Here is a 26545-nt window from a genome sequence, read left to right as displayed (position 1 = left end):
GAAAAAATGCACAAAATCGGCTACGTCCTGCCGGCCGGCTTTCAGGTGATGGCGCTGGCCACGCAGGCGGTGTTCGAGTTCGCCAACGTTGTGGCGGGCGAACCCTTCTACGAGCTGGCTTGTCACTCGATGCCCGGCGGCAGCGTGAAGGCATCGCTGGGCATGGCCCTGCAGACGCGTCCCTTCACCGCACGCAGCACGGCCGACACCTGGATGGTGGTCGGCGTGCTCGACCCGTTGGCCACGCCCTCGCCGTCCGACCTCCTGCATGCGCTGCGAAAGTGCAGCGCTCGGGCGCGTCGGACCGTGGGGCTGTGCACTGGAGCCTTCGTGCTGGCCGAGGCGGGCTTGCTAACAGGGCGACGCGCCACGACACACTGGGCTTATGCAGACGCACTGCAGCAGCGCCATCCTGATATCCAGGTCGAGCCGGACCGCATCTTCATCGCCGATGACCCGATCTGGACCTCGGCCGGCATGACGGCGGAGCTGGATCTTGCGCTGGGCCTCGTCGAGAAGGACCTGGGCGACGACGTGGCGCGAGCGGTGGCGCACCGGCTGGTCATGCACCAGCGCCGCTCGGGCGGCCAGTCCCAGCATTCGGAGATACTGAATCTCGCACCACGCTCGGACCGCATCGCGCGGGCGCTGGAGCATGCCCGCAGCCATCTGGCGCAGTCGCTGAACGTGGAAGAACTCGCTGCGGCCGCAAACCTCAGCCCGCGCCAGTTCAGCCGTGTGTTCACGGCCGAGACCGGCCAGTCGCCAGCCAGGGCGGTAGAGCGTCTGCGCGTGGAGGCAGCGCGCTTGATGATCGAGCGCAGCCGCCATCCGCTGGAGGTGGTTGCACGCGAAACGGGCTTTCGCGATCGGCGCCATCTTCGCGAGGCGTTCATGCGGGGCTTCGGCAAGCCGCCTCAGTCACTCCGGCGCGACGCCCGCCCGGGGTCCTGAAGCGTGCCGAGATGACGGTGAAAGTCTTGCCATGCGACGTCTGGATTGGCGTTGGACATGTGCGTTCTAGGAAGCGCGACACCTCAAGCGGTCGCGCGTTGGCCACGGGCCAAGGGCGACGGCTTCTCGCACGAATGAAGGACTGCGGAGTGCCCAGAACGGAATCTCAACCGTCGAGCAAATCGCAATAGAGCACAAGCTCGGTGGCGCCCTACGGTCCAAACAAAAGCGACCGGCTGCACAAGACAACCAGTCGCTCTTATTTTGATAGCTACCAGCGCTTTACCATCAGGCGATAGCGGCCATTTTCACCTAAAAATTAGGCAACTTCTGCCACAGGCTCGGCGGCCGGAGCCCCCGCAGGTGCAGCCGCCACCACGGGCATGCGGATCAGGTGGTCAAACGCGCTCAGCGCGGCCTTCGATCCGTCGCCCGCCGCGATCACGATCTGCTTGAACGGCACGGTGGTGCAGTCGCCCGCCGCGAACACGCCGGGGATGTTGGTGCGGCCGTGCGAGTCGACGATGACCTCGCCGAACTTCGACAGCTCCACCGTGCCCTTGAGCCATTCGGTGTTGGGCACGAGCCCGATCTGCACAAACACGCCTTCAAGCGGCACGAGGTGCTCCACGTTGGTGGCGCGGTCCTTGTACTTGAGGCCGTTGACCTTGCCGTCAGCACCGGTGATCTCGGTGGTCTGCGCGTTGGTGTGGATGGTCACGTTGGGCAGGCTTTTCAGCTTGTTGACCAGCACGGCGTCGGCCTTGAGCTGGTCGGCAAACTCCACCAGCGTGACATGGGCCACGATGCCGGCCAGGTCGATGGCGGCCTCGACACCCGAGTTGCCGCCACCGATCACCGCCGTGCGCTTGCCCTTGAACAGCGGGCCATCGCAGTGCGGGCAATAGGCCACGCCCTTGTTCTTGTACTCGGCTTCGCCGGGCACGTTGACGTTGCGCCAGCGCGCGCCGGTGGACAGGATGACGGTCTTGGACTGCAGCGTGGCGCCGTTGGCCAGTTGCACCCCGATCAGGCCGCCGGGCTGGGCTGCTGGGATCAGCCGGTCGGCGCGCTGCAGGTTCATGATGTCCACGTCGTAGGCGCGGGTGTGGGCTTCGAGCGCTGCGGCGAACTTGGGTCCGTCGGTTTCGAGCACGGAGATGTAGTTCTCGATGGCGAGCGTGTCGTTGACCTGGCCGCCAAAACGCTCGGCCGCCACGCCGGTGCGGATGCCTTTGCGGGCAGCGTACACGGCGGCTGCGGCGCCAGCGGGGCCACCGCCGACGATGAGCACGTCGTAAGGTGCCTTGGCCGACAGCTTGGCCGCGTCACGGGCGGCGGCGCCGGTATCGAGCTTGGCCACGATTTCTTCGATGGTCATGCGGCCCGAGCCGAAGACCTGGCCGTTCAAAAACACCATGGGCACGGCCATGATTTCCCGGTCGGTCACTTCCTGCTGGAAGGCGCCGCCTTCGATCACAGTGGTCTTGATGTGGGGGTTGACGATGGCCATGAGCGACAGCGCCTGCACCACGTCCGGGCAGTTGTGGCAGGTCAGGCTCATGTAGACCTCGAAGTTGAAGTCTCCGTCCAGCGCCTTGATCGAATCGATCACGTCCTGCTCGACCTTGGGCGGGTGGCCGCCGGTCCACAGCAGGGCCAGCACCAGCGAGGTGAACTCGTGGCCCAGAGGCAGGCCCGCAAAGCGCAAGGAGTTGGTAGCGCCGACGCGCTGCAGGCTGAACGAAGGCTTGCGCGCATCGTTGCCATCGGTGCGCAGGGTGATCTTGTCGCTGCGCAGCGATTGAATGGTCGTCAGCAGCTCGCGCATGTCGCGCGCCGTCTCGCTGTCGTCCAGGGAAGCCACCAGCTCAAACGGCTGCTGCACGCGCTCCAGGTAGGCGGCGAGTTGGGTCTTGAGTTGTTCGTCGAGCATGGTGGTGTCCTTTGAATTTGGAGTTGTATGTGGGGAGCGTGATGGCAAGCGTGGTTTGTATCAAGCCTGCGGGTCAAACTCCGGGCGTAAAAAAGCCGGACGGCATGGCGCACAGGCGCCATGACGCTGTCCGGCTTTAGGGGCCGAGATAAGAAAACTTAAATCTTGCCAACCAGGTCCAGCGAAGGCGTCAGCGTCTTGGCGCCTTCCTTCCACTTGGCGGGGCAGACTTGGCCAGGGTTGGCGGCGGTGAACTGGGCAGCCTTGAGCTTGCGCAGGGTTTCCGACACGTCGCGGGCGATTTCGTTGGAGTGGATTTCCAGGGTCTTGATCACGCCATCGGGGTTGATCACGAACGTGCCGCGCAGTGCCAGGCCTTCTTCAGCAATGTGCACGCCGAAAGCATTGGTCAGCTGGTGCGTTGGGTCGCCGACCAGGGGGAATTTGGCCTTGCCCACGGCGTCCGAGGTTTCGTGCCAGACCTTGTGCGAGAAGTGCGTGTCGGTGGTCACGATGTAGACCTCTGCACCGGCAGCCTGGAAAGCAGCGTAGTTGTCGGCAGCGTCTTCGATTTCGGTGGGGCAGTTGAAGGTGAAAGCTGCGGGCATGAAGATCAGCACGGACCACTTGCCCTTGAGGGACTGCTCGGTCACTTCGATGAATTCACCCTTGCCGTCACGGTTGACGAAAGCGGTGGTCTTGAAGGGCTGAACTTGCGTATTGATCAGGGACATTGCTGTTTCCTTAGTGGTTGGTTGACTGAACAGGACTGAAGTCTAGGCCTTTCGAGACCATCAATCCAATTAATTGATTTGATTGAATCAATTGCCTGTGACTATACAGTGACACCCTACCCTCAGTCCGGGGATCGGCATTTTGCCCCTTTCAACCCCAGAAACCAGCGTTGGCAGCCTGCAAGGCAAGCACGCCGATACAGCCAACCCTTGTGGCATGTCAAACATTCAAATACAACTGATTCGTATTTAGTCATATCATCTGCCGCACTGCAGCAAAGCCGCTCGGGCAGCGCATTGCAGCGGGAAGGCCGTGCACTTACGCCATTCTCAAAATATTGGTCAAAAAGGCCTGTAGCGCTTTAAAAATAAGCGCAAGCAGCTCATTAATTTATAGCAAGACCTGACTTCACCATGTTCCAAACACTGCTGATCTGTTTCCGCGAAGGGCTGGAAGCCCTGCTGGTGGTGGCGATTGCCACCCTGTACCTGCGCAAGACCGGGCGCTTGCACCTGCTGCTGCCGCTGCGCGCAGGCGTGGGCGTGGCCGCCCTGCTCTCGCTGGTGCTGGGCTGGGTGCTGTCGCAGGTGGGCGCGTTGTCGCCCGCAGCCGAGGGCTGCATGGCGCTGGTGGCGGCTGCCACCGTGGCCTGGTGTGTGGTGCACATGCGCAGCGCGGGAAAAGGCATGGGCCAGGAGATCGCCCAGCGCATGGACCACGCCAGCGTGCTGGAGGGCCCGCGCGCCTGGATGGCCGTGTTCTTGTTTGCCCTGTTCATGGTGGGCCGCGAAGGCGTGGAAACCGCCACCATGCTCGCCGCCCTGGCACGCAGCGCGGAGCTGGCTTACATGGCCTGGGGCGGCCTGGCAGGCCTGGCGCTGGCCATTGCCATTGCCTGGGCCTGGACGCGCTACGGCCGCGCAGTGAACCTCTCGCGGTTCTTCCGCGTCACCTCATGGTTCATGGCGGTGTTTGCCGTGCAGCTGGTGGTCTACGCGTTCCACGAGTTCACGGAAGGCGGCGTACTGCCCGGCATCGACAACGCCTACTGGCATGCGGCCACGGAAGACCTGGCCGAAGGAACCATTGCCCAGGCCATCTCGCTGGCCCTGGTGCTGGTGCCCACCGTATGGCTGGGCGTGGCGCACTGGCGTGACCAGCAAACCATGACTGCCCACGCCGCCCAGCCAGGTGCATCGGCCAAGGCGCTGTAAAACCGAAATCCGCCGTGCGGCGCAGGCCGCAGTTTTTCCAGGCCCTGGGTAGCAATACCCAGGGCTTTCTTTTTTGTCGCCCGCTCAGTGCCCAGGGTGGGGCACCGCCAACGGCCACGCCCCCCCGCCAATCCACCATTGTGTTTCTGATTGAAACCAAATGAGCCGTGGGTGCCGCCCTTTCCGCTTTTTACAGAACCATGCCGGTAACCTGACCCACAGGCGTCGCCATGGCTGCAGATGTCATCAACTGAACGAGAGGGTAGTTTCCATGAGCACCAGATCTTTAACCCATGCGGTTGCCAGCGGGATGGCCGTACTGGCACTGACCGCCTGCGGGGGCGGAGGCAGTGAAACGGCGACCACAGCCGCCAGCAAAGAATCCACCAATACAAGCAAGGCCGACGCCGCGAACCTGGTGGTGCGTGCCCGCGCCAGCCTGTTGGCCAATGCGGGCGCGCTCATGCAGTTGCGCGTCAACGGCATTGCCGTGGCAGACACCGAGGTTCGCGAGACCAGCTACCAGAACTACAGTTTCTCGGTGCCTTCGATTGCGGGCGGCGACAAGGTGGACGTGGTGTTCACCAATGACGCCAACGCCAACGGCGAAGACCGCAACCTGTACGTGGAGTCCATCACCGTCAACGGCACCACCGTCGCCGCCACCGCCGAGGGCGTGACCCTGGACCGTGGCATCGGCGACAAGGCGTTTGACGGGCTGGACGTGATCCCCGGCCAGCGCTCCGTGCTGTGGAACGGCGCACTGCGCTTTACCGCCCCTGGCAGCACCGTGATCGCGTCCACCCTGAGCCCCGGTTGCAAGGCCTTTTACGAAGCGCGCCCCGGCTTTGCATTGAGCACCGCACGCACCCTGGTGACCGCGGCCACACTGGCCAAGCCTGCCAAGGGCGCCGTGCTGGCAGAACCCGACTACGGGACCTGCTTTACGCGCGCCACCAACCACGCGGCCGATGGCGTGGCGACCTTTGCGCGCAACGACTACGCGCGCCGCCAGGCCTTCAACGCAGACAGCACCCGCCACCTGATCTATGCGCTCGACGGCCACTGGCATCTGTACGACGCACACACGCACGCGCGGCTGAAGGTGCTGCCCTACCTGGCAGCCGATGCCGAGCCACAGTGGCACGCGAGCAACCCCGATCTGCTGTACTACCTGCCCACCAACGGCGTGGGCATGCAGATTCACGAGCTCAACACCGCCACCGGTGCCACGCGCGTGGTCACCAACCTGTCTGCGCGCCTGAAAACCCGCTGGCCCGGCGCCAACGCGGCATGGACCCGCTCTGAAGGCTCACCGTCCAAGGACGGCCGCTACTGGTGCCTGATGGTGGACGACGCCAACTGGAACAGCCTGGGCGTGATCACCTGGGACCGCGACACCGACACCATCGTCGGCACCAAGAACACCAACGGCGTGCGCCCCGACCACGTGAGCATGAGCCCGAGCGGCAACTACTGCGTGGTCTCGGGTGACGATGCCAGCGGCACCGTGGCGTACTCGCGCGACTTCAGCCAGTCCAAGAAGCTGCTGCACAAGTCCGAGCACTCGGACCTGGCGATCGATGCCAATGGCGACGATGTGTATGTGTCGGTGGACTACCAGGCCAACGTGGGCGACATCTTCCTGGTCAACCTGCGCACCGGCGTGCGCACCTTCCTGCTGCCCAGCTACCTGAACGGATCGACCACGGCGCTGCACCTGTCGGGCAAGGGCTTCAACAAGCCGGGGTGGGTACTGTTGAGCACCTACGCCGACACCGTGAACCGCCAGTGGTTCCACCGCAAGCTCATGGCCGTGGAGCTCAAGGCCAACCCGCAGGTCCACACCCTGGCGTTCACGCGCGTGACCTCCAACGAGTACTGGTCGGAACCACACGCATCCGTCAACCGCGACTTCACCAAGGTGCTGTTCAACTCCAACTGGAACACGGGCAGCGCGACCGACGTGGATGCGTACATGGTGCAGATCCCGGCAGGCGCGCTCAAGTCCACCGGCCTGCCCGGCACCCCGGGCACGCCCCCACCCACCGAGCCCCTGACGGTTGCCGTGGGTTCGGTCACCCACGCCGGCTACAACGCCAGCTACGTGCTGACCACCAACCAGGCAGCGGCTTGCCGGGCATCGTGGAGCACAGGCAATGCCTACGGTGCGCTGTATGACGACATTGCGGCCAGCGCCAACGGCCTCACGCACACCAAATCGCTGTCGCTGGGCAGCACCGGTGCGCAGACGGTATATGCCGTGTGCAAGGCCACCGCCACCGGGGCCGAGAAGGAAGTCGCGATCCAGCTTCCCTGACGCGCGCTGACCGCGCACCAAAAAAGGGGCTGGCAGCCAATGGGCGGCCAGCCCCTTTTTTTGCAGGTCCAGATGCGAACACAACTCAGGATCACACGCAGACAGAGCGACTCAACAGGGGTTTGGCTTGCGGTGATTGATCGAGGTCACGACAATCGGGCCCGAATCCACAGAACAAACAAGGAGTCCCCATGAAAGGCGACGCACAAGTCATTGGCCATCTGCAGGCCCAGCTCAAGAACGAACTCACGGCCATCAACCAGTACTTCCTGCACTACCGCATGCTCAAGCACTGGGGCTTCGACAAGCTGGCCAAGAAAGAGTATTCGGAATCCATCGGCGAGATGAAGCATGCCGACTGGCTCATGGACCGCATCTTCACGCTCGACGGCCTGCCCAACCTGCAGGACCTGGCCAAGCTCCAGGTCGGCGAAGACGTGCCAGAGATCCTGGCCTGCGACCTGAGCTCCGAACAAGGTGCCCAGGCGACCATCAAGGAAGGCATTGCCCACTGCGAAACGGTGCGCGACTATGTCTCGCGGGATCTGCTGCAAAAGATCCTGGACGACACCGAAGAGCACATCGACTTCCTCGAAACCCAGATCGACCTGATCGACAAGGTCGGCCTGCAGAACTACCTGCAATCCCAGATGGGCGAGGCAGAGTGAACCCGCACTGATTTCTCAGAGCGCTCCACGAAAAAACCAAAGAAAAAATCAGAAAAACGGGCTTCGGCCCGTTTTTTTGTGCCCGCGACACCCCGCACTGCTCGTCACAAGCTGTTGCAAATGCACATCAAAACAGCTCAAGTTGCACACCAATGAATGCGAATGCTTCTCAACAAAAGTAGAATGCATTCTTACGACCGGTGCCAACCCCTTTGCAGCCCTATTGGCGTTGCGCCCGATCCCGTGATTTTCTTCCACACCTAGCCAGCCAGTCAGCCGGGCCTCGCCGCCGCTGCAGCCAGCGTTTGTACGTTTGCCGTACGACAACCCTGCCTGGAGCCTCTCTGATGCTGCGCAGCACCGCCAGCCCCTGCATTGCGGGGTCTCTGTTCCTCTCGTTTTTTCACTGCTGCGCCGCCTCTGGCGCCGCCACAGCCCAGCCATGAAGGCCGTTCGCTTGGACTGGCGCTACCGCTTGGGCGTCACCTCCCGTTCCGTGGCGGCCATCGCGGGCGGCTATGCGCTGGCCGCCGGGTTCACGGCGGCTTTTTCGCTGGGCCTGGCGCAGTTCATGCCCCGTGTGGAGGCCGTGCTGACCGCCACCATGCTGGCCTGGCTGGCCTATGCCATCGCCGCCGGCTGGGCGTTTTATGCGCGCACGGCCTGGGGCGCCTGGGGTGGCACGCTGCTGCCCGCCCTGGCGCTGGGCGCCTGCGCCATGGCGCCGCAATGGATGGGAGCCACGCCATGACCGCCGCACACACCACCACCGCTCGCAAGAGCGCCGACCGCGAGGGCTTCCGCCAGGCGATGTCGTGGCTGCACACCTGGGCCGGGCTGATCCTGGGCTGGCTGCTGTTCGCGATCTTTCTCACCGGCACGCTGTCGTTCTTCAGGAACGAGTTCAACCTGTGGATGCGCCCTGAGATGCACGGCCTGCCAAGCATCGAAGTGGCGGATGCGCAGGTGGCCCAGAAGTCGCTGGACGCCCTGGTGCGCAAGTCGCCCGAGGTCACGCAGTGGATCCTGCACCTGCCCGACGAGCGCGACCCTGCTGTCAACCTGCTGTGGCGCGGCACCGGCAACGGCCGGTTTGAAACCCTACGCATGAACCCGCAGACCGGAGAGCCCATCGAGGCACGCCAGACCATGGGCGGCGACTTCTTCTACCGCTTTCACTTCGAGCTGCGCACTGCCCAGAAGGGCCGCTGGACCATCGAAGGCCGCTGGGTGGTGGGTGTGGCGACGATGCTGATGTTTGTGGCGCTGATCACCGGTGTGATCACGCACCGCCGCATCTTCAAGGACTTCTTCACCTTCCGCCCCACCAAGGGCGGGCAGCGCGCCTGGCTGGATGCGCACAACGTCACCGGCGTGCTGGTGCTGCCGTTCTATCTGATGATCACCTTCAGCGGGCTGATGATCTTCCACACGCTGTACATGCCCGCCGGCATCGCCGCCACGTACAAGAATGAAAAGGGCGTGGACTCCAACGCGTACTTTGCCGACCTGCAGGGCGAGAAGGCCGAGAGCCGCCCCCGCCGCGGCGCAAACGACAAGGTGGAGCCCCTGCCCGCCATCGCGCTGCAGCCCATCCTGAATGAAGCCCGCACCCGCTGGGACGGCGGGCGCATCGGCAACGTGCAGGCCCGCCGCGATGCCAAGGGCCGCGCCGTGGTCGAGGTCACGCGCCACGAGGGCGACCGCTTGCAGTACCGCCCGCCGCGCCTGCTGTTCGACGCGACCACCGGCCAATGGCTGGACCAGGCCGACCCCACCGGCCCGGCCGCCAAGACCTATGGCGTGCTGTACGGCCTGCACCTGGCGCGCTTTGCCGACGTGGGCATGCGCTGGGCCCTCTTCGGCTTTGGCGTGCTGGGCAGCTTGATGATCGCCACGGGCATGGTGCTGTGGACGGTCAAGCGCAGCGCCCTGTCGCAAACCAAAGCCGGCCGCCAAGGCGCTGCCGCCTCTGCAGCGCGCACCAAGGCACCCTTTGGCGAGCGTCTGGTCGCCGCCATCAACATCGCCACGCTGGCGGGCCTGCCGCTGGCCTGTGGCGTGTACGTGGCCTCCAACCGCCTGATCCCGGTGGGCATCGAGGGCCGGGCCGACACCGAGCTGGGCTGGTTCTTCAGCGCCTGGGGCATCGCGCTGGTGTGGGCGCTGGCGTGTGCCGTGGTGCGACCGAGCCGCATGGGCTGGTCGGTGCCGCTGGGCGCTGCGGGCGCCGTATGGACGGCCCTGCCTCTGATCAATGCGCTGACCACCACCACCCACCTGGGCGTCACGCTGCCCGCGGGCGAATGGATCTGGGCCAGCATGGACCTGTCGTTCCTGGCCACGGGTCTGTTGCTGTGCGGGCTGTCCTGGCGGCTGCGCCCGGGGCGCATACCCAAGGGCAAGGCCGCGGTGTCCCAGGCGCTGCGCCACGCCGCCGCCAACGCATCCGCCCCGCAGCCCGCTGCACCTGCGCTGTCGGCCACGCCCGACGTCTCCACTTCGGGAGCCTGATCCATGTCCGCTTTTCTGCTGTGTTTTGCCGCATGGTCGGCCATTGCGCTGGGCATGGACCGCCACCACGAAGACGCGCTGGGCCGCGAGGGCACGGCGCGGCGCCAGATGCACCTGCACCTGCGCCGCGCCGGCTGGCTGGTGCTGGCGCTCTCGCTGTGGCTGGCGGCGCGGCCGTCGGGCGAGGTGCCCGCATCGCTGGGCGTGACGGCCTGGACGGTCACCCTGTCGGTCGCGGCCTTGGCGGTGACGGCCATGGTGACCTGGCAGCCACGGCGCGCGCCGGTCGCGGCCGGCGTCGCGCTGGCTGCCGGCCTGCTGGCGCGGGCTGGCGGCTGGTGATGGCGCCCAGCGCCGTGCTGGCGGCCTGAAGGGGCCGCGCCGCAACGGTAGCCCTGCGCACACCCGGGCCACACCGCCTCCTGTTCCCGTCCCGCCTGACCGCATTCGTTTCTCTTTACCGCTTCGCACACCTCCCAGCCAGGGCCGACCACCGGCCCGCGCCAGGCCCGGAGTGCGGGTTGTCTTCACCTGCGCTGCGCACACACCCAAGGAAAAACCATGCACGCATTCCGCCAGTCCCACCCGCTCAGGCCCCTGTCGGCCGCCCTGCTCGCCGCGCTTTGCAGCGCTGCGTGGGCGCAGAGCCCGCCACAGGCCACCGCACCGCAGACGCTGGGCGAGGTCACGGTGCAGTCCACCACGGGCGACGACGGCTATTCGCCCGCCGCCAGCACCTCGGCCACCAAGGGCAGCGCGCCGCTGCGCGACGTGCCCCAGGCCGTGAACGTGGTGCCCGAGCAGCTCATGCGCGACCAGGGCGCACGGTCGATGGAAGACGTGCTGCGCAATGTGCCCGGCGTGGCCATGAGCCACGGCGACGGCCAACGCGACCAGGTGGTGATCCGCGGCTTCACGGCCATTGCGGACCAGTTTGTCGACGGCGTGCGCGACGATGCGCTGTACTTCCGCGACCTGGCCGACATCGAGCGCGTGGAAGTGCTCAAGGGCCCCGCCGCCGTGCTGTACGGGCGCGGATCGTCGGGCGGCCTGATCAACCGCGTGACCAAGAAGCCCAAGTTTGGCGAGACCTCGGGCGAGGCGTCGCTGGGCCTGGGCAGCCATGACTATCGCCGCGCCACCGCCGACGTGAATGTGGGCATCAGCGACACCGCGGCCTTCCGCATCAATGCCGCGGTGGAAGACTCGGGCAGCTACCGCGACCAGCAGTTCGTCAAGCGCCACAACTTCGCGCCGTCGCTTGCGCTCAAGCTCGCCGCGCAGACCGACCTGCTGCTGCAGTACACCAACGCCCGCGACAAGCGACTGACGGACTTCGGCATTCCGGCGCTCAACGGCCGCCCCGTCAATGTGCCCGCCAGCACCTACTACGGCTCCAGCAATGCCGCGCGTGACGACACCACCACCAGCACCATGCAGTCGTTCGCGGCCACGCTGAACCACCGCTTCAACGACGACTGGTCGGTGCGCAACGTCACGCGTCTGTACGACTACGCGCTGGACCGCTACAACACTCTGCCCGGCGGCACCACCGACCCGGTGAACCTGACCGTGGGCCGCACGCGCTCGTTCATCCTGCGCGACGAAAAGGGCTTCTTCAACCAGACCGACGTCACCTGGCGCAACCAGCTGGGCGGCTTCCAGCAGGAATGGCTGATGGGCGTGGAGCTGGGACAGCAGAAGAAGCGGGCCGAGTCCGTCTCGGGCGGCGCGGACCGCGTGCCGATCTTCAACCCCGGCAACCGCCCTGCCCCCGCCATCCCGGCCGCCAGCTTTGCGGCCGACGGCGCCATCCCCAGCCACACCACGCAGGACACCGCCGCGCTGTACTGGCAAAACCAGATCACGCTGGCACCCCAGTGGAAGGCGCTGGTCGGCGCCCGCTACGACGTGTTCGGCCAGGAGACCACGTTCGACCGCAAGCTCACGGGCCTGTCGCGCACCGACAAGAAGTTCAGCCCCCGCGCGGGCCTGGTGTGGCAGCCCAGCGATGCGCTGTCGTACTACGTGTCGTACAGCAAGTCGTTCCAGCCCTCGGCCGAGACCTTTGCGCTGGCGGCCAACAACACCGGCGCCGAGCCCGAGATCACCGAGAACAAGGAAATCGGCGTGAAGCTCGACGTGCTGGACGGCCGCCTGAACTTCACCGGCGCGCTCTTCAACCTGGAACGCACCAACATCAAGAACACCGACCCGGCCAACCCCTCGCGCCAGATCAACGTGGGCACGCAGCGCACCAACGGCCTGGAGCTGACCGCCAATGGCCGCCTGCCCGACCGCTGGGACGTGAGCGCCGGCTACGCGTGGCTCGATGGCCGCATGACCCGGTCGCTAGCCACCACGGGCTCGCTGCAGCTGCCCACGGCGGCCATCGCGGCGCAGGGCAAGGTGGCTGCGCTCACGCCGCGCAACTCCGCGTTCCTGTGGGCCATGAAGGACCTGGGCCACGGCCTGCGCGTGGGCGGCGGCGTGAACTACGTGGGTGCGCGCTTCACCTCGCTGACCAACCTGGTGACCCTGCCCGGCTACACCACGCTCGATGCGGCGCTGCAGTACACGCTGGGCCAGTGGGACTTGGACGTGAACATCAAGAACCTGGCCAACCGCAAGTACTACGTGTCCAGCCACGGCAGCAACGACAACCTGATCCTGCCGGGATCGCCGCGTACGGTGCAGGTGACGTTGCGGACACGGTTCTAAGACTACGGACGCACGTGTAGCAACTAGATTCCAATCTTTTTTGGCCGCTAGCGCCTTATAGATAAGCGCTAGCAGCTATTTAATTGATAGCAATTCATTGACGCGACTGAGTCTGTGGGCGTCTACCGTCGAAGTTGCCCGGCACGCAACGCCTTCCGATATCGCTTGAGGTTCTTTGCCTTGCGTCCTGTCGGAAATTGGGTCAGTTCCATACTGCAGCCCGCAGCCGCAAGCGCAGCAATCAGTTCTGTAGGGAAGTGGTCGGACTGGACGACCACATCCCGCATGGCAATCCCGAAGTCCAAAGTCGCGTGCTCCACGCCTGCGACTTCGCTCATGGCCTTCAAGACGCTTGAATGGGCAAGGAGGAACTGAATTGCGTCGGCCTGCTGCTGCTCCAGGTCCTCAAATTCAGCGTCACTCACCACCAAGGTCAACCCGGAAGTCACTGCAGGACGGCTGTTCGGCCGGGAACTGCGCGGCACACCGCGCCGCCAAACGCTGCACGGTTCAATTGGACTCAGCGCGACGAGGCTTTCCACATCAGCCTCGCGGCCCACGAAATGAAGAATGCAACCCATACGATTTAAAGCTTGAGAAGAGAGCGTCTTCTGGGGACTGAAAATTTGGTGAACAGCGATTGAATACACGGTTTTCATAGTTCGCTATTGCAAGAAAGTGGTTGATGTGTGCGGCAAATACCTACGGTTACCCATCCACATCTTCGTCACGCACAGCAGCAATCTCGCCAAACTCGGACTGCAACGCATTGCGAATCAGCGCCGGATAAGCAAACCAGTAGTGCCGACGAACGGCATCACAAACGAATTCGGCTCCAAACATCTCACTGAAATGGCGCTGCTCCCACGCGGCAAGCGGACTGCGATCATCCGCCAGCAGCGACCTGCGGTGCCGGGTCGTCAGGCGTTTGAGACTTCCTCGGTCTGCTATCCCAAACCGGCGTAGCTCTGGCAATAGGTCCTCGTACAGCGCCATGTCCTCCACGTAGTCGTTTCTCGGCGGAAAGATGCCACGCATGGCCTGTCGCACCAGTTCAGCGTTCAGCAACTGAAGCGATGCTCTCTTTCTTGCGGAAACGTGCTTTTTCATGGAGGCGGCCACTTACTTTTCAGGACTGGGCGGATCGGCTAGGGCGACGCGTGCTGGTAAAGCCTTGCACGTTCACCCAATGAATGCGTCATTGGCGATGCGTCGAAATGCCCGGCCCGGGCCCACGAAGCTGTCATTCTTCAGGAGTGGAAAAAGGTACTTTCGGATCGACGGCTCAAGCCGTGGAGGGGTTTGAATCACGGTAATTCGCGAATAAGCTGCGAGCCACTTCGACAAACCCGCTCCGCATCATGGCGGCGTACCGCCCTTCTTGTGCACCTTGAAACTGTCATCAAGGTACACAGAAGAACTCGTCATGCCATAGCCTTCGCAGACAAACCCGTTCAAAGGCAGTACGCCTGGAGCATCGGTGATCCGGCCTCTCGCCTCCTTGTACTTCTTTCCAACACGCCGCGAATGAATGGCGGCGTTGGTCAGGTAGTTGAGGCTCACTCGGTAGGAGGAGTTGCTGGAGTAGTCTTCGTCGTCCTGCTGCTCGCCGATGTGTTCCAGGTCTTTGGTCTTGGCGTTGTAGCGGAACTGCAGCGTGAAGCCCGAGAACCGGGCGGCGTCTGCGTAGTAGACCGCCTGAACGAACAACGCGTTGTTTTTAATGTCCAGGTTGTAGAACTTGCTGGGGTGGCAGAACTCGCCAGACACCGAGAGCACCTGATAGCTGCCATCTGCCCTTCCGGTCAGGACGAACAGCCGCTCCTCTTTCGGGCCTTCTCCTTTGCGCCCCATCAGCAGCATGGCCCGGTCGGGAACGCCGTCGCCGTTCAAGTCGCCTTCTGCGGCGGCCAAGACAAAGTCGAGATGCCGAAACTCGGGGGCTATTACGAGCCTGGCCTTCTGCTCTGCAGATGTATTTCCGTCTGCGGCATATGCATTGCCCATACACAGAATGGCCAGAACAGCGAGCCCTGGCAAGGCAGCCATGTGCAGCGCTTGACGCAAGGCACCCATGCATACCGCAGATGCGTGCGCGACAGGCTCAACGGCGCGGGATATCGTGGACACGGAACTCTCCTGAAAGCGGCTCGCAGCCTGGCTTCGCAGCCAATGCACTGATTCAATGCCCAGGCACAAAGATCCTGCAAAACCGGCACGCTGGGTCCAAGGGACTATAGCCTGCAAGCGGGCGCTGGTTGCGCGCTGGAGGGCCCACTTGCGGGCTGCCCGCCGGCCGAACGAATGGAACCGATACGGCCTGGGAATGCGATGGCCATCGCCGCCTTTGGCCCCATGCAGCGCGCGAATCTGCAAGCAGGAAACCATCGGCCGCCACTGCCAAGGGTTTCTTCAACAAGCCCTCTGCCCCGATCCCCACGCGCGCTCCGCGCGATGCCCGGCCCCAAAAAGACCATTCCCCGCACCACGGGATCGGGCTTTTTCCCAACACACGCAACCCGACCACCATTACGAATACAAACAATTCCTATTTGCAATGTAAAATTAGGTATACGCAAGCCACAGCCTCCCCCTTAGACCTGCTCTAAGGCTGCAGCCAGCACCCACCGTCCTTCGATGTTTTCGGGTTGTCTGGCTTGAACCACCTTTTCACTCCTCCTGCTGCTGCCATTGCTGCCCCTGCACTGTGGGCAGGCCGTGTGGGTGTGCGCCAGCCCAGCCCCTGCCGCCCCACCCCCGGACCATGCTGAGCCCCACCGCCCTGCGCCGCTGGAGCTGGACCCACAAGTGGTCCAGCCTGGTGTGCACCGTCTTCATGCTGCTGTTGTGCCTCACGGGCCTGCCGCTGATCTTTCACCACGAAATAGGCCACCTGCTGGGTACCGAGGTCGAGGCGCCCGCCATGCCCGCCAGCACACCGCGCGCCAGCCTCGACAAGGTGCTGGCCACCGCGCACGCATTGCACCCCGAGCGCGTGGTGCAGTTCGCATCACATGCGGAGGACGATGACAACGTCTGGTTCGTCACGCTCACGCCCACACCGGCGCCCACCGATGATTTCCGCTCCGTGGCGGTGGATGCGCGCACGGCCCAGGTGCTGGCGCAGCCGCGTTTTGACGAGGGCTTCATGTACGTGATGTTCAAGCTGCATGTGGACCTGTTCGCGGGCCTGCCGGGCAAGCTGTTTCTGGGCTTCATGGGCTTGCTGCTGCTGGTGGCCATCGTCACCGGGGTGGTGTTGTATGCGCCGTTCATGCGCAAGCTCGCGTTTGGCGAGGTGCGGCGTGACCGATCCACGCGCGTGAAGTGGCTGGACCTGCACAACCTGCTGGGCATCGTCACGCTGGTGTGGGCGTTTGTAGTGGGCGGCACGGGCATGATCAACACATGGGCGGATCTGCTCATCAAATACTGGCAGTACGACCAGCTCTCGGTGCTGCTCAAGCCCTATGAAGGCCAGCCCATCGTGCCCGCCGCAGAGCGCGGCCCGCTGCAGCAGGCGCTGGAGGCCGCACAGGCGCAGGCGCCGGGCACCAAGCTGTCGTTCATTGCGTTCCCGGGCACGGCGTTCTCCAGCCCGCACCACAACACGTTTTTCATGCGCGGCAACGAGCCGCTCACCTCCCGCCTGCTCAAGCCCGTGCTGATGGATGCGCGCACAGCGCAGGTCACCGCGTCGCCCCAGCTGCCGTGGTACCTGACGGCGCTGCTGGTGTCGCAGCCGCTGCACTTTGGCGACTACGGTGGCATGCCGATGAAGATCCTGTGGGCGCTGCTCGACATTGCCACCATCGTGGTGCTGGGCAGCGGGCTGTACCTGTGGCTGCGCAAGGGCGTGCAGGCGGGCAGCACCAGCAACGCCACTACCAGCACCACCACCGCGGCCGCCACCGTGCAAGGCCACACCAGCCTGCCGACAACAGCTGCAGCGCGCACCGGCAGCCCGCTGCCCCACACGGAGGGCCGCGCATGAAGCCGAGCCCGTTCTGGTCGCTGTGGGGCGGGCCCATCGTGATGGGCGTGCTCACCACCACGGGCCTGATCACCGCCCTCGTATCCGACACCTGGGGCGACTGGTGGTCGTGGGTGGGCCTGGGCATTCCGGTGGCGGTGATGGGCTGGCACTGCTGGCCCCACACACAGCCTGCGGCCGCCGCCCAGGGAGCCCACGGCCAACCCCACACCGAAACAACCGAAACGGGCACCAGAGCCACGCCACCCTGAACACCGCCAGCACCTTCACCACGCCATGCGCAACACCCATTCCCCACGCCCCCCTGCCCTGACCCCGGCCGCCCTGGCCGCCGCGTTGCTCTTCGCACTGGCCGCGCCTGCCGCTTGGGCGCAAGCGGCGGCCAGTGGCACCGAGCCAGAGGGCAAGGCCCTGTCCACCGTCACGGTCAACGCCAGCGCCGATGCATCGGCGCAGGGCCTGTCGCCCGCCTACCCCGGTGGCCAGGTGGCGCGCGGTGGGCGTGCCGGCATCCTGGGCACCAAGGACGCGATGGACACGCCGTTTTCCATCACCAGCTACACCAACGAACTGATCCAGGACCGCCATGCCCGCAGCGTAGGCGATGTACTGCAAAACGACCCCACGGTGCGCGTGGCACGCGGCTTTGGCAATTTTCAGGAAGCGTTCTTCATCCGGGGCTTCATCCTCGATTCGGACGACACGGCCTACAACGGCCTGTACAGCCTGCTGCCGCGCCAATACATTGCCACCGAGCTGTTCGAGCGCGTGGAGGTGCTGCGCGGCGCATCGGCCTTTTTGAACGGCGCCAGCCCCAATGGCGGCGGTCTGGGCGGCAGCATCAACCTGCTGCCCAAGCGGGCGCCCAACGAGCCCTTGAACCGCGTGACCTTTGGCGTGGCCAGCGGCGGCCAGACACAGATCGCGGCCGACATTGCCCGCCGCTTTGGGCCGGATGGCAACACCGGCATCCGCGTGAATGCGGCGGCCCGCAACGGCGGGACGGCGGTCGATGGCGAAGACGTCCAGCTCGGCCTGCTGGCCGTGGGCCTGGACTGGCGCAGCCGCGACGTGCGCCTGTCCGGCGACATAGGCTGGCAAGACCACAAGCTCAAGAACACCCGCACCAATGTCACGCTGGGTGCTGCGGTCACGGCGGTGCCGGGTGCCCCCGACAACCAGGCCAACTTTGCCCAGCCCTGGAGCTATTCGAACGAACGCGACACCTTCGGCACGCTGCGCGGCGAGTGGGACCTGTCGCCCACCACCACGGCCTGGGCCGCGGCGGGCGCGCGCCGTGGCGAAGAAGCCAATTCACTGGCCAACCTCACGGTGACCAACGCCGCCAGCGGCGCCGCCACCACCTACCGCTTTGACAACACCCGCAAGGACAGCGTGAACACCGGCGAGCTGGGCCTGCGTGGCAAGCTGCAGACCGGCAGCGTGGGCCACGAATGGGTGGCGGTGGCGTCGCACTTCAGCGCCGACAAGAAAAACGCCTATGCCATGGACTGGCGCAACACCCAGGCGACCAACCTCTACAACCCCGTGGCCACCGGCCTGCCGACTTTTAGCGCCGACACCCTCTTCGGCGGCGACCTGGCCCACCCGCAACGCACGGGCAGCACCCGCCTGACCAGCTTTGCGCTGGGCGACACGGTGCAGCTGCTGGACAGCCGCCTGCTGCTCACGGCCGGCCTGCGCCACCAGAAAATCGAAATCGCCAACTACGCCTACGGCACCGCCGTGCAGACCGACCGCTATGACCAGAGCCGCACCAGCCCGCTGCTCGCGGCCATCTACAAGGTGGACAAGGGCCTGTCGGTGTATGCCAACTATGTGGAAGGCCTGAGCCAGGGCCAGACCGCGCCCAGCACGGCGGCCAACCGGGGCGAGATGCTGGCGCCCTATGTCTCCAAACAAAAGGAAGTGGGCGTGAAGTTTGACGCGGGCCGCGTGGGCGGCAGCGTGGCGCTGTTTTCCACCACCAAGCCCCGCGCGTTTTTGAGCGCGGCCAACCTCTTCAGCACCAGCGGCAAAGACCGCCACCAGGGCGTGGAATTGGCACTGCAGGGCGAGGCCACCAAGGGCCTGCGCGTGCTGGGCGGGCTGACCTGGCTGGACGCCAAGCAGCTGACCACCGGCGCTGCCGCCACCGACGGCCAGCGCGTCATCGGTGTGCCCAAGCTGCAGGCCAACCTGGGTGCAGAGTGGGACGTGCCCGGCGTGCCGGGCCTGGCCGTGGATGGCCGCTGGGTGCACACCGGCGCCAGCTATGCCAACGCCACCAACACCCTGCGCGTGCCCGGCTGGAACCGGCTCGACGTGGGAGCCCGCTACCTCACCGAAGTGCAGGGCCGCCTCGTCACGCTGCGCGCCCGCATCGACAACCTGACCAACCGCAACCACTGGGCCTCGGTGGGCGGCTACCCCGGCTCGGGCTATCTGGTGGTGGGCGCACCGCGCACGTTGTCGCTGAGCGTAGGCGTGGACTTCTAAATCGGCACCGCCGCCACGCCGCCCAGGCCCTGTTCAGACCCAATTTAAGGTCAAAAAAGCCACCCAGCGCTTATCCAACAAGCGCAGGCAGCTATCAAAAAATGAGTGTTTATCACCCCTGCACCGCCAGGGGTGTGGGGCCCTGCGCTCCGCTGTTTTTGTTGTTACTGAAACCACCGAAAGGAAATCGTCCATGTCCTCGAACCAACGCCTCCAAGCCCCGCTGCTGGCCGCCCTGCTGGCCTGCGCCGCCCTCACTGCGGTGAGCACCGCCCATGCCCACCAGGTCTGGCTCGAAAACGCCGGGGGCCAGGCGCGCCTGCACTTTGGCGAGTTCAACGAGAACCTGCGCGAGACCTCGCCCGGCCGGCTGGACCAGTTCAAGGGCGTGCCCGCACTGGAACAACGCACGGGCGGCACGACCCAGCGCGCGGAAGGCCAGCTGGGCAAGGACGCTTTTGTCTACACCACCACCGGCACGCCAGACACGCTGTTCGCCGCCGCCACCTACCCGCTGATCGACCGCAGCAAGCGCAACCTGCCCGCGATGTTCTGGCAGCCCTCGGCCCGCTGGGTGGCCGGCCTGGCACAGCCCGTGGCGCCCACCGCCCCGCTCGACCTGGTGCCCACCGGCAAGCCCGGTCAGCTGAAGGTGGTCTACAAGGGTGCGCCGCTGCCCAAGGCCAAGGTGCAGTTGGCAGCACCCTCCGGCTGGACGCGCGAAGCCGAGGCGGGTGAAGACGGCACCGTGACCTTCGTCACCCCCTGGAAGGGCCAGTACGTGGCCGAGGTCAAGCACAGCGACAAGACCCCCGGCGAAGCCCAGGGCGGGCAGTACGGCGAAGCCAGCTACGTGACCACGCTGACCTTTGTGCTGGCCGATGGTATGGCGTCGCCCGCCCTGCCCGAGCCGCCCAAGGCCCACTGAGCCCCGGCTGCCGCCACCGCCGATTCGCTAGCCGCACAAACCACCGCCCTCTCGCGGCGCGTGGTACTGCCTTGGCACGCTCGGGCGGCTGGCATTCATATCACTAAAAACGGGTTGTAGCGCTTTATGTAAAAGCGCTGACAGCTACTAATTCGATAGCGCCATGATTCACCCCAATCTCTTGCGCACCGCTGTAGCGCACGCCGCGCTGCTGGCTGTGTGCGGCACCGCGTTCGCGCAGAACAGCACAGCACCCGCACCGGCCCCCATACCCGCAGACGCTCCAACAGCCGCTCCCTCCTTGCGCCAGGTCGATGTCATCGACTCCACGGCAGGCGCCGCCGCAACGCCCGCACGGCGCGCGCAAAGCAGCTCGCGCCTGGGCCTGTCGGTGCTGGAGACGCCGCGCTCGGTCAGCGTGATCGACAACGCGCTGCTGGAGCAGCAGATGGCCACCACCGAGCGCGACGTGCTGCGCAATGCCTCGGGCATCTCCACGCGCAGCGAGTACTACGGCTCGTACTCGCAGTTCTCCATCCGCGGGCTGTGGGCCAACAACACCTTCAACTTCCTGCGCGATGGCGCCAAGTTCGTCCACCTGCTGGACCCGCCGCTGTTCAACATCGAACGTGTCGAGGTGATCAAGGGCCCCGCCGCGCTGGAGTTCGGCCAGGTCGCGCCTGGCGGCCTGGTCAACTACGTGAGCAAGCGGCCCCAGGCCGACCCACTGCGCACCGTGAAGATCGGCGCCGGCAGCCATGGCTGGCGCAGCGCCGAGTTCGACCTGACTGGCCCGCTCAATGCCGACGGCACGCTGCGCTACCGGCTCGACGGCGGCGCCAGCCGGGGCGGCAGTTTTGTGGATGGCAACACCCCGCGCAAGCAAGGCATTGCAGGCAGCCTGGAGTGGCAGATCACGCCCGACACCGTCTGGCGCGCGCAGGCGGAGACCCAAAGCATCGACGGCACTTCCACCTCCGGTCTGGCGGTGCCAGACCCCAAGAATCCACGCAGCGCCGACGTGCTGCCAGTGGGCGCGTTTTACGGCGAGCCCTGGTTGAAGACCGACGGCCATCTGCGCTTTTATTCCACCGAGCTGCAGCACCGTTTGACGGACCAGCTGGAAGGTCGCGTGCACCTGTCGCGCAACGAGACCTTTCGCAACGTGAACATCGTGTCGCCCATGGGCCCGGTGACCAACGGCCGCGTGGCGCGCACCTACTGGATGGCGCCGGGACAAAAATACACGTCGGACACCGCGCTGGCCGAACTGCGCGCACAGCTGCAAACCGGCGCGGTCAAACACACGATGCTGGCGGGGTTGGACTGGCGCGCCATTGCGGGCTTCTATGGCGCGCGCACCACGGGCAACCTGGGCGCCATCGATCTCTACAACCCCGTCGCAGGCCTGGTGCCACCCGTGGCCTCCACCGGCGTGGGCAAGCTCTCCTCCGACGCCCGCAACACCGGCGTGTTCGTGCAGGACCGCATGGTGCTGGGCGATTTCGGCCTGCTGCTGGGCCTGCGCCATGACAAGTTCAAAGACGCCTACACCACGCCCGTCACCGACCTGAGCCAGACCCAGCCCAGCGCCGCGCTGAGCTGGGAAGTGTGCCCGGGCAGCATGGTGTACACCAGCTACGCACGCTCGTTCCAGGCCAACTCGGGCACGCTGATCTGGGGCGACCGCGCCGCGCCGCCCTCCGAAGGCAAACAGCTGGAAGTGGGCTGGAAGCAGGAGTGGCTGGACCAGCGCCTGATGACCACGGTGTCGGCTTTCGACCTAGAGCTGACCAACGCGCCCGCCACCGACCCGCTGCACCCCGGCTACTCGGTGCTGACCGCGCGCCAGCGCATCAAGGGCGTGGAGCTGGAGCTGCAAGGCCGCATCACCCCCGGCTGGACGGTGACGGCCCAGGCCAGCTTCCAAAACCCCAAGGTGCTGGCCGACACCACCGCCGGGGCCAACGTGGGCAACCGCGTCGCGCTGGCCACGCGCCGCAACGCATCACTTTGGACGCAGTACCGCTTGCCGCAACTGCCCGGCCTGTGGGTCGGCGGCGGCCTGGTGCACCAGGGCGACAAGTTCATCGCCAACGACAACAAGTGGCGCCTGCCGGGCTACACCGTGGTCGACCTGGCCGTGGGCTACCAGTTTGCGGGCGGCGTGCGGCTGCAGGCCAACCTGAAAAACGCCGCCAACCGCCGCTACTACCTGGACGGAACGACCACCACGGCCGGCTTTGGCGCCGTCGTGCCGGGCACGCCACGCAGCCTGCAGGTGTCGCTGGACTACACGTTCTGACGGCCAAGCGCCACCACCCCACCACCACCCAAGGGCCCGAAGCCGGGCGCGTGATGACCATGGCCTGTCGCCTGCGGGCCTGAATACTTTTTCAACGATCGGAGAAACAGCACCATGAAACCTGGCATCACCGCCTGCCGCACCGCCATCGCGCACGCGGCCTTGCTGGCCCTGTGTGGCGCCACCCACGCGCAGCAGGCCACGGCCCCTGGCACCACCGAACCCACTGCGGAAAAGGCGCTTGCCCCTGTCACCGTCAATGCGGGCGCTGAACAGCAAAACCCCACGGCGCCCGTCACAGGCTTTGTGGCAAAACGTGCGCTCAGCGCCACCAAGACCGACACGCCGCTCATCGAAACGCCGCAGGCCATCAGCGTGATCACCCGCGACCAGATGGAGGCCCAGGGTGTGCAAACGCTGCGCCAGGTGACGGCTTACACGGCAGGTGCCGTGTCCAACTACTTCGACAGTCGCCAGGACACCTTCAAGGCGCGCGGCGGCGACGTGACGCAGTACCTGGACGGCATGGTGCGCTTCATCGGCTACTGGAACGACACGCGGCCCGATCCATACACGCTGGAGCGCGTGGAGTTCTTGCGCGGCCCCTCGTCGGTGCTGTACGGCCAGGGCAGTGTGGGTGGCGTACTCAACCTCACCAGCAAACGCCCGCAGGCCGAGCCGCTGCGCGAGGTGCAGGTGCAGCTGGGCAACCATGCGCGCAAGCAGATCGCCGCAGACATGACTGGCAAACTCACCGAAGACGGCCAGTGGCTCTACCGCCTGGTGGCCGTGGGCCGCGACAGCGACACACAGGTGGACCACGTGCGCGATGACCGCCTGGTGATCGCCCCCACCGTGACCTGGAAGCCCAGCGCCGCCACCTCGCTCACGCTGCAGTTCACGCACCAGAAGGACAAGAGCGGATCGCTGATCGGCTTCTTCCCCTGGCAGGGCACGCAGTTGCCCAACCGTTACGGCCAGATCCCCACCTCCACCTTCATCAGCGAGCCGGGCTGGGACCGCTACAACTCCGAAAGCACCTCCTGGGGCTACCTGTTCAGCCACCAAATCGACAGCGCCTGGACCGTGCGCCAGAACCTGCGCCGCAGCGTGAGCGAGGTGGACTACCGCACGCTGTACACCAGCTTTGCCGCCAACGCCGCGCTGGGCCGCCCCGCGCGCCCCGTGTTCAATGCAGACAACCGCACCGTGCTGCGCGACGCATCGTGGACACTGGGCACCGCACGCATGCTGCTGGTCGATACCCAGGTCGAAGGCAAGCTGCGCTGGGGTGACACCGAGCACACCGTGCTGGGCGGCCTGGACGTGCAGCGCAACCACTGGGGCCAGCAAAGCTGGAGGTCTGTGGCGCCCGCCATCGACGTGTACAACCCCGTCTACGGCAACTTCACGGCGCCATCGGCATCGGCCCTGGCACGCGTGCCCAGCGTGGAGCAGCGCCAGCTGGGCTTCTACGCCCAGGATCAGATCAAGTGGGGCCGCTTCACGGCCACGCTGGGCCTGCGCCACGACAACGCCAAGAGCGACACCGAAGGCCGCCCCGCAGCAGCGGCAGACGACAAGGCCTGGACCAAGCGCGCTGGCGTGACCTACCAGATGGATGGCGGATGGGCACCCTATGCGGGCTATTCCGAATCCTTCCAGCCCCTGGGTGGCGCCAACCTTTACGGCGTCCCCTTCAAGCCCCAGCGCGGCGAACAATGGGAGGCCGGCGTGAAATGGCAGCCCCCGGGCCAGGGCATCAGCGCCTTTGCCGCCGTCTACCAGTTGCGGGAGAAGAACCGCAAGACCACCGACCCGACCAACCCGCTCAACAGCCTGCAGATCGGCGAAGTGAAGGTCAAGGGCTTCGAGGCCGAGATGACCGCCAGCCTCGCCCGCAACTGGGACTGGACCGTGGGCTATGCCTTCACTGATGCCAAGATCAGCCGCAGCAACACCGGCGACCAGGGCCTGCCCGTGGCGAGCACCCCTCGCCACACGGCTTCGACCTGGCTGAGCCACCGTTTCGCCAGCGAAGGCCGCGGCGGCTGGACAGTGGGCGCCGGCGTGCGCTACACCGGCTCGCAGTGGAGCGGCACCAGCGCCATCAGCACCCCGGCCGCCACGCTAGCCGATGCCATGGTGGCGTACGACGCTGGCGACTGGCGCGTGGCCTTCAACGTGGTCAATCTGGCGGACAAGGTGCACATCACCCAGTGCCTGGCGCGGGGCGATTGCTTCTACGGGGAGGCGCGGACGTATACGTTGACTTCGACGTACCGGTTTTGATGGCCATGAAGGGGAGACCGCAAGCGACGGATGCAAGCGGTTTCCGGGAGGTATTCAGGCTGTTGGCATATCGCGCTACATCCCGAATTTGCCCACCCGACTCTGCTGTGGCATGCACGCAAGCAGCCAGCGCGACGTGGGCTTGCCGACCCCTCAACGACCCCATCTAGGTCTACTACACTGGGAATTGGAGTTCACTTTACCAAGCCCATGCAACCTAGTCCAAAGCCCTCGAAAGTGGCCGCGCTTGTCCCGGCGTGGCAGTCTGCGGCATTCATCCAAGCAACCCTCGACTGTCTCTCCGCGCAGACTTACCCTCACCTGGAAGTTGTCGTCTCTGTCGATGAATGCAGTGATTCAACTTATGAGATTTGCATGGCGCATGCTCAGAAAGACTCACGCTTCAGGGTGATCTTGCAACCGCATCGGCTAGGGTATGTGGGCAACTGCAACTTTTTATTGAATCAGACCGACGCGGATTATGTACTGTTTGCGTTTCACGATGACATCCTAAAACCCGAATACATCAGGCTGCTGGCAGAAGTGCTGGACATGCGGCCAGAGGTTGTCATGAGTTATTCGGACGTGCATCTTACAAATACCAACGGAACTCAAGAGCACTGGGTATTCACTGAGCTTGAGGGTGTTCGTGACCCGGTCCAACGGGGTGCACTCATGATGAGTGGAAATAACAAATGGTGGGTGCCCAATCGAGGGCTATTTCGCCTCAAACAAGCGCGACAAATCAACGGCCTTAAAACCCATCGCGCAGGAGATTTTTCCGCAGATTGGCCTTGGCTGTTCCATATGAGCTTGCTGGGAGAATTCGCACGCGTTCCCCAAACCCTGTGTTATAAGTATTATAAGCCGGGCAGTTTATCCCGCGGCTGGGAATTTTCCAAACGCCAACTCTATGAAGTCTACGCCGCCATAATGCGCGAAATTTGGATTTCCGACCTCACTACTGAGCAAAAAATGACGCTCGCTAGCCCTTTGGCGAGATGGCTCTACCAAAACAATCCAGATCTGAAAAAAGAGGAAAAGTGATGAACACCATCGCTTCACCCCTCTGTTCCACCTGGTTTGAAGGGCGAGTCCGCTTCATTGATCTCCCCACCCACACTGATGAGCGAGGCAATCTGCTGCCGCTCGATTTTGATAGCCTACCCTTCAAGCCACGCCGAGCATTCACGGTGACAGACGCCCCAACCGGATCCATTCGGGGGGAGCATGGCCACCGCAGCGGGGAACAACTGCTCATTTGCTTGCATGGAAAGATCGGCCTCTTGCTAAGAAAGGGGCACGAAGAAGTTGATACTGTGCTGACGGCGGCGGGACCAGGCCTCCTGTTAGGTGCTGGCGTGTGGTGCCGCCAGACTTATTTGGTCTCGAATTCCGCGCTTTTGGTATTGGCCAGCGAACCTTATGATCCCGGATCATATGTCTCGACCTGGAATTAATACAT

Annotated in this window: 21 protein-coding genes; 16 read left to right on the top strand and 5 right to left on the bottom strand. The window is 64.8% G+C overall.

Annotated elements, in window-relative coordinates; all coding sequences use genetic code 11:
* Positions 1-6: 6 nt before the first annotated feature.
* A complete protein-coding gene (locus ASE52_RS14730; RefSeq protein WP_057227062.1) occupies positions 7-954 on the top strand; it encodes a GlxA family transcriptional regulator in 948 nt (315 codons plus the stop codon).
* A gap of 319 nt (positions 955-1273) precedes the next feature.
* On the opposite strand, the gene ahpF is transcribed toward ASE52_RS14730, so the two are convergent.
* On the bottom strand, positions 1274-2890 hold the full coding sequence (ahpF, locus tag ASE52_RS14725; protein ID WP_010464066.1) for an alkyl hydroperoxide reductase subunit F: 1617 nt from the start codon (positions 2888-2890) through the stop codon (positions 1274-1276).
* A 158-nt stretch (positions 2891-3048) separates the two neighbouring features.
* The gene (gene ahpC / locus ASE52_RS14720) at positions 3049-3624 is read right to left on the bottom strand and encodes an alkyl hydroperoxide reductase subunit C (protein ID WP_057227060.1); all 576 of its coding nucleotides are present in this window, start codon (positions 3622-3624) and stop codon (positions 3049-3051) included.
* Between the two features lie 414 nt (positions 3625-4038).
* On the opposite strand from ahpC, the gene ASE52_RS14715 reads away from it, so the two are divergent.
* From ASE52_RS14715 to ASE52_RS14685, 7 genes are all read left to right on the top strand, one after another.
* On the top strand, positions 4039-4839 hold the full coding sequence (locus ASE52_RS14715) for an FTR1 family protein (protein WP_010464064.1): 801 nt from the start codon (positions 4039-4041) through the stop codon (positions 4837-4839).
* 271 nt (positions 4840-5110) lie between these two features.
* Positions 5111-7159 carry a carbohydrate-binding domain-containing protein gene (locus tag ASE52_RS14710; protein WP_158004165.1) on the top strand — a complete coding sequence of 683 codons (2049 nt, stop codon included), beginning with the start codon at positions 5111-5113 and terminating at the stop codon, positions 7157-7159.
* 191 nt (positions 7160-7350) lie between these two features.
* Entirely contained in the window at positions 7351-7827 is a 477-nt protein-coding gene (bfr, locus tag ASE52_RS14705) for a bacterioferritin (RefSeq protein ID WP_057227055.1), read from the top strand.
* Positions 7828-8269: 442 nt separating this feature from the next.
* Positions 8270-8578 (top strand): hypothetical protein, encoded by a 309-nt coding sequence (locus tag ASE52_RS14700; RefSeq protein WP_029414101.1) that lies wholly within the window; start codon positions 8270-8272, stop codon positions 8576-8578.
* On the top strand, positions 8575-10341 hold the full coding sequence (locus ASE52_RS14695; protein ID WP_057227052.1) for a PepSY-associated TM helix domain-containing protein: 1767 nt from the start codon (positions 8575-8577) through the stop codon (positions 10339-10341). The genes ASE52_RS14700 and ASE52_RS14695 overlap by 4 nt, the downstream gene beginning before the upstream one ends.
* Positions 10342-10344: 3 nt before the next feature.
* The gene (locus ASE52_RS14690) at positions 10345-10683 is read left to right on the top strand and encodes a DUF3325 domain-containing protein (protein WP_057227050.1); all 339 of its coding nucleotides are present in this window, start codon (positions 10345-10347) and stop codon (positions 10681-10683) included.
* A 219-nt stretch (positions 10684-10902) separates the two neighbouring features.
* Positions 10903-13062, top strand: a complete 2160-nt coding sequence (locus tag ASE52_RS14685) for a TonB-dependent siderophore receptor (protein WP_057227048.1) — start codon at positions 10903-10905, stop codon at positions 13060-13062.
* A gap of 122 nt (positions 13063-13184) precedes the next feature.
* Here ASE52_RS14685 and ASE52_RS25710 read toward each other — a convergent pair whose 3' ends face one another.
* The 3 genes from ASE52_RS25710 to ASE52_RS14670 form a co-directional block, all read right to left on the bottom strand.
* Positions 13185-13721 (bottom strand): hypothetical protein, encoded by a 537-nt coding sequence (locus tag ASE52_RS25710; protein WP_140426239.1) that lies wholly within the window; start codon positions 13719-13721, stop codon positions 13185-13187.
* A gap of 49 nt (positions 13722-13770) precedes the next feature.
* Positions 13771-14172 (bottom strand): hypothetical protein, encoded by a 402-nt coding sequence (locus ASE52_RS14675; protein WP_140426238.1) that lies wholly within the window; start codon positions 14170-14172, stop codon positions 13771-13773.
* A 249-nt stretch (positions 14173-14421) separates the two neighbouring features.
* Positions 14422-15192 (bottom strand): hypothetical protein, encoded by a 771-nt coding sequence (locus tag ASE52_RS14670; protein ID WP_140426237.1) that lies wholly within the window; start codon positions 15190-15192, stop codon positions 14422-14424.
* A 634-nt stretch (positions 15193-15826) separates the two neighbouring features.
* On the opposite strand from ASE52_RS14670, the gene ASE52_RS14665 reads away from it, so the two are divergent.
* The 8 genes from ASE52_RS14665 to ASE52_RS25175 all read left to right on the top strand — a co-directional run bounded on the left by ASE52_RS14665 (position 15827) and on the right by ASE52_RS25175 (position 26540).
* Positions 15827-17056, top strand: a complete 1230-nt coding sequence (locus ASE52_RS14665; protein WP_057227039.1) for a PepSY domain-containing protein — start codon at positions 15827-15829, stop codon at positions 17054-17056.
* Complete coding sequence (locus ASE52_RS14660) at positions 17053-17307, top strand: hypothetical protein (RefSeq protein ID WP_010464049.1); 255 nt, start codon at positions 17053-17055, stop codon at positions 17305-17307. The genes ASE52_RS14665 and ASE52_RS14660 overlap by 4 nt, the downstream gene beginning before the upstream one ends.
* 25 nt (positions 17308-17332) lie before the next feature.
* Positions 17333-19555, top strand: coding sequence for a TonB-dependent receptor (locus tag ASE52_RS14655; RefSeq protein WP_140426236.1), 2223 nt, complete (start codon positions 17333-17335; stop codon positions 19553-19555).
* 193 nt (positions 19556-19748) lie between these two features.
* Positions 19749-20483, top strand: a complete 735-nt coding sequence (locus ASE52_RS14650; protein WP_057227037.1) for a TonB-dependent receptor — start codon at positions 19749-19751, stop codon at positions 20481-20483.
* A gap of 163 nt (positions 20484-20646) precedes the next feature.
* A complete protein-coding gene (locus tag ASE52_RS14645) occupies positions 20647-22788 on the top strand; it encodes a TonB-dependent siderophore receptor (RefSeq protein WP_057227035.1) in 2142 nt (713 codons plus the stop codon).
* A gap of 114 nt (positions 22789-22902) precedes the next feature.
* On the top strand, positions 22903-25080 hold the full coding sequence (locus ASE52_RS14640; RefSeq protein WP_057227033.1) for a TonB-dependent siderophore receptor: 2178 nt from the start codon (positions 22903-22905) through the stop codon (positions 25078-25080).
* A 210-nt stretch (positions 25081-25290) separates the two neighbouring features.
* Positions 25291-26127 carry a glycosyltransferase family A protein gene (locus ASE52_RS14635; protein WP_198928108.1) on the top strand — a complete coding sequence of 279 codons (837 nt, stop codon included), beginning with the start codon at positions 25291-25293 and terminating at the stop codon, positions 26125-26127.
* On the top strand, positions 26127-26540 hold the full coding sequence (locus ASE52_RS25175) for an FdtA/QdtA family cupin domain-containing protein (protein WP_010464043.1): 414 nt from the start codon (positions 26127-26129) through the stop codon (positions 26538-26540). Before ASE52_RS14635 ends, ASE52_RS25175 begins: the two co-directional genes overlap by 1 nt.
* Positions 26541-26545 lie beyond the last annotated feature (5 nt).

It is taken from the genome of Acidovorax sp. Root275 (assembly GCF_001428965.1).
Lineage (GTDB): Bacteria > Pseudomonadota > Gammaproteobacteria > Burkholderiales > Burkholderiaceae_C > Acidovorax > Acidovorax radicis.
Note: the sequence above shows the minus strand (reverse complement) of the source record. Positions and strands in the feature narration are given on the sequence as shown.

What these genes read in the sequence shown, in the direction of transcription:
- ASE52_RS14730 (WP_057227062.1), top strand. Translation starts at nt 7, where the DNA reads ATGCACAAAATCGGCTACGTCCTGCCGGCCGGCTTTCAGGTGATGGCG.
- ahpF (WP_010464066.1), bottom strand. Translation starts at nt 2,890, where the DNA reads ATGCTCGACGAACAACTCAAGACCCAACTCGCCGCCTACCTGGAGCGC.
- ahpC (WP_057227060.1), bottom strand. Translation starts at nt 3,624, where the DNA reads ATGTCCCTGATCAATACGCAAGTTCAGCCCTTCAAGACCACCGCTTTC.
- ASE52_RS14715 (WP_010464064.1), top strand. Translation starts at nt 4,039, where the DNA reads ATGTTCCAAACACTGCTGATCTGTTTCCGCGAAGGGCTGGAAGCCCTG.
- ASE52_RS14710 (WP_158004165.1), top strand. Translation starts at nt 5,111, where the DNA reads ATGAGCACCAGATCTTTAACCCATGCGGTTGCCAGCGGGATGGCCGTA.
- bfr (WP_057227055.1), top strand. Translation starts at nt 7,351, where the DNA reads ATGAAAGGCGACGCACAAGTCATTGGCCATCTGCAGGCCCAGCTCAAG.
- ASE52_RS14700 (WP_029414101.1), top strand. Translation starts at nt 8,270, where the DNA reads ATGAAGGCCGTTCGCTTGGACTGGCGCTACCGCTTGGGCGTCACCTCC.
- ASE52_RS14695 (WP_057227052.1), top strand. Translation starts at nt 8,575, where the DNA reads ATGACCGCCGCACACACCACCACCGCTCGCAAGAGCGCCGACCGCGAG.
- ASE52_RS14690 (WP_057227050.1), top strand. Translation starts at nt 10,345, where the DNA reads ATGTCCGCTTTTCTGCTGTGTTTTGCCGCATGGTCGGCCATTGCGCTG.
- ASE52_RS14685 (WP_057227048.1), top strand. Translation starts at nt 10,903, where the DNA reads ATGCACGCATTCCGCCAGTCCCACCCGCTCAGGCCCCTGTCGGCCGCC.
- ASE52_RS25710 (WP_140426239.1), bottom strand. Translation starts at nt 13,721, where the DNA reads ATGAAAACCGTGTATTCAATCGCTGTTCACCAAATTTTCAGTCCCCAG.
- ASE52_RS14675 (WP_140426238.1), bottom strand. Translation starts at nt 14,172, where the DNA reads ATGAAAAAGCACGTTTCCGCAAGAAAGAGAGCATCGCTTCAGTTGCTG.
- ASE52_RS14665 (WP_057227039.1), top strand. Translation starts at nt 15,827, where the DNA reads ATGCTGAGCCCCACCGCCCTGCGCCGCTGGAGCTGGACCCACAAGTGG.
- ASE52_RS14660 (WP_010464049.1), top strand. Translation starts at nt 17,053, where the DNA reads ATGAAGCCGAGCCCGTTCTGGTCGCTGTGGGGCGGGCCCATCGTGATG.
- ASE52_RS14655 (WP_140426236.1), top strand. Translation starts at nt 17,333, where the DNA reads ATGCGCAACACCCATTCCCCACGCCCCCCTGCCCTGACCCCGGCCGCC.
- ASE52_RS14650 (WP_057227037.1), top strand. Translation starts at nt 19,749, where the DNA reads ATGTCCTCGAACCAACGCCTCCAAGCCCCGCTGCTGGCCGCCCTGCTG.
- ASE52_RS14645 (WP_057227035.1), top strand. Translation starts at nt 20,647, where the DNA reads ATGATTCACCCCAATCTCTTGCGCACCGCTGTAGCGCACGCCGCGCTG.
- ASE52_RS14640 (WP_057227033.1), top strand. Translation starts at nt 22,903, where the DNA reads ATGAAACCTGGCATCACCGCCTGCCGCACCGCCATCGCGCACGCGGCC.
- ASE52_RS14635 (WP_198928108.1), top strand. Translation starts at nt 25,291, where the DNA reads ATGCAACCTAGTCCAAAGCCCTCGAAAGTGGCCGCGCTTGTCCCGGCG.
- ASE52_RS25175 (WP_010464043.1), top strand. Translation starts at nt 26,127, where the DNA reads ATGAACACCATCGCTTCACCCCTCTGTTCCACCTGGTTTGAAGGGCGA.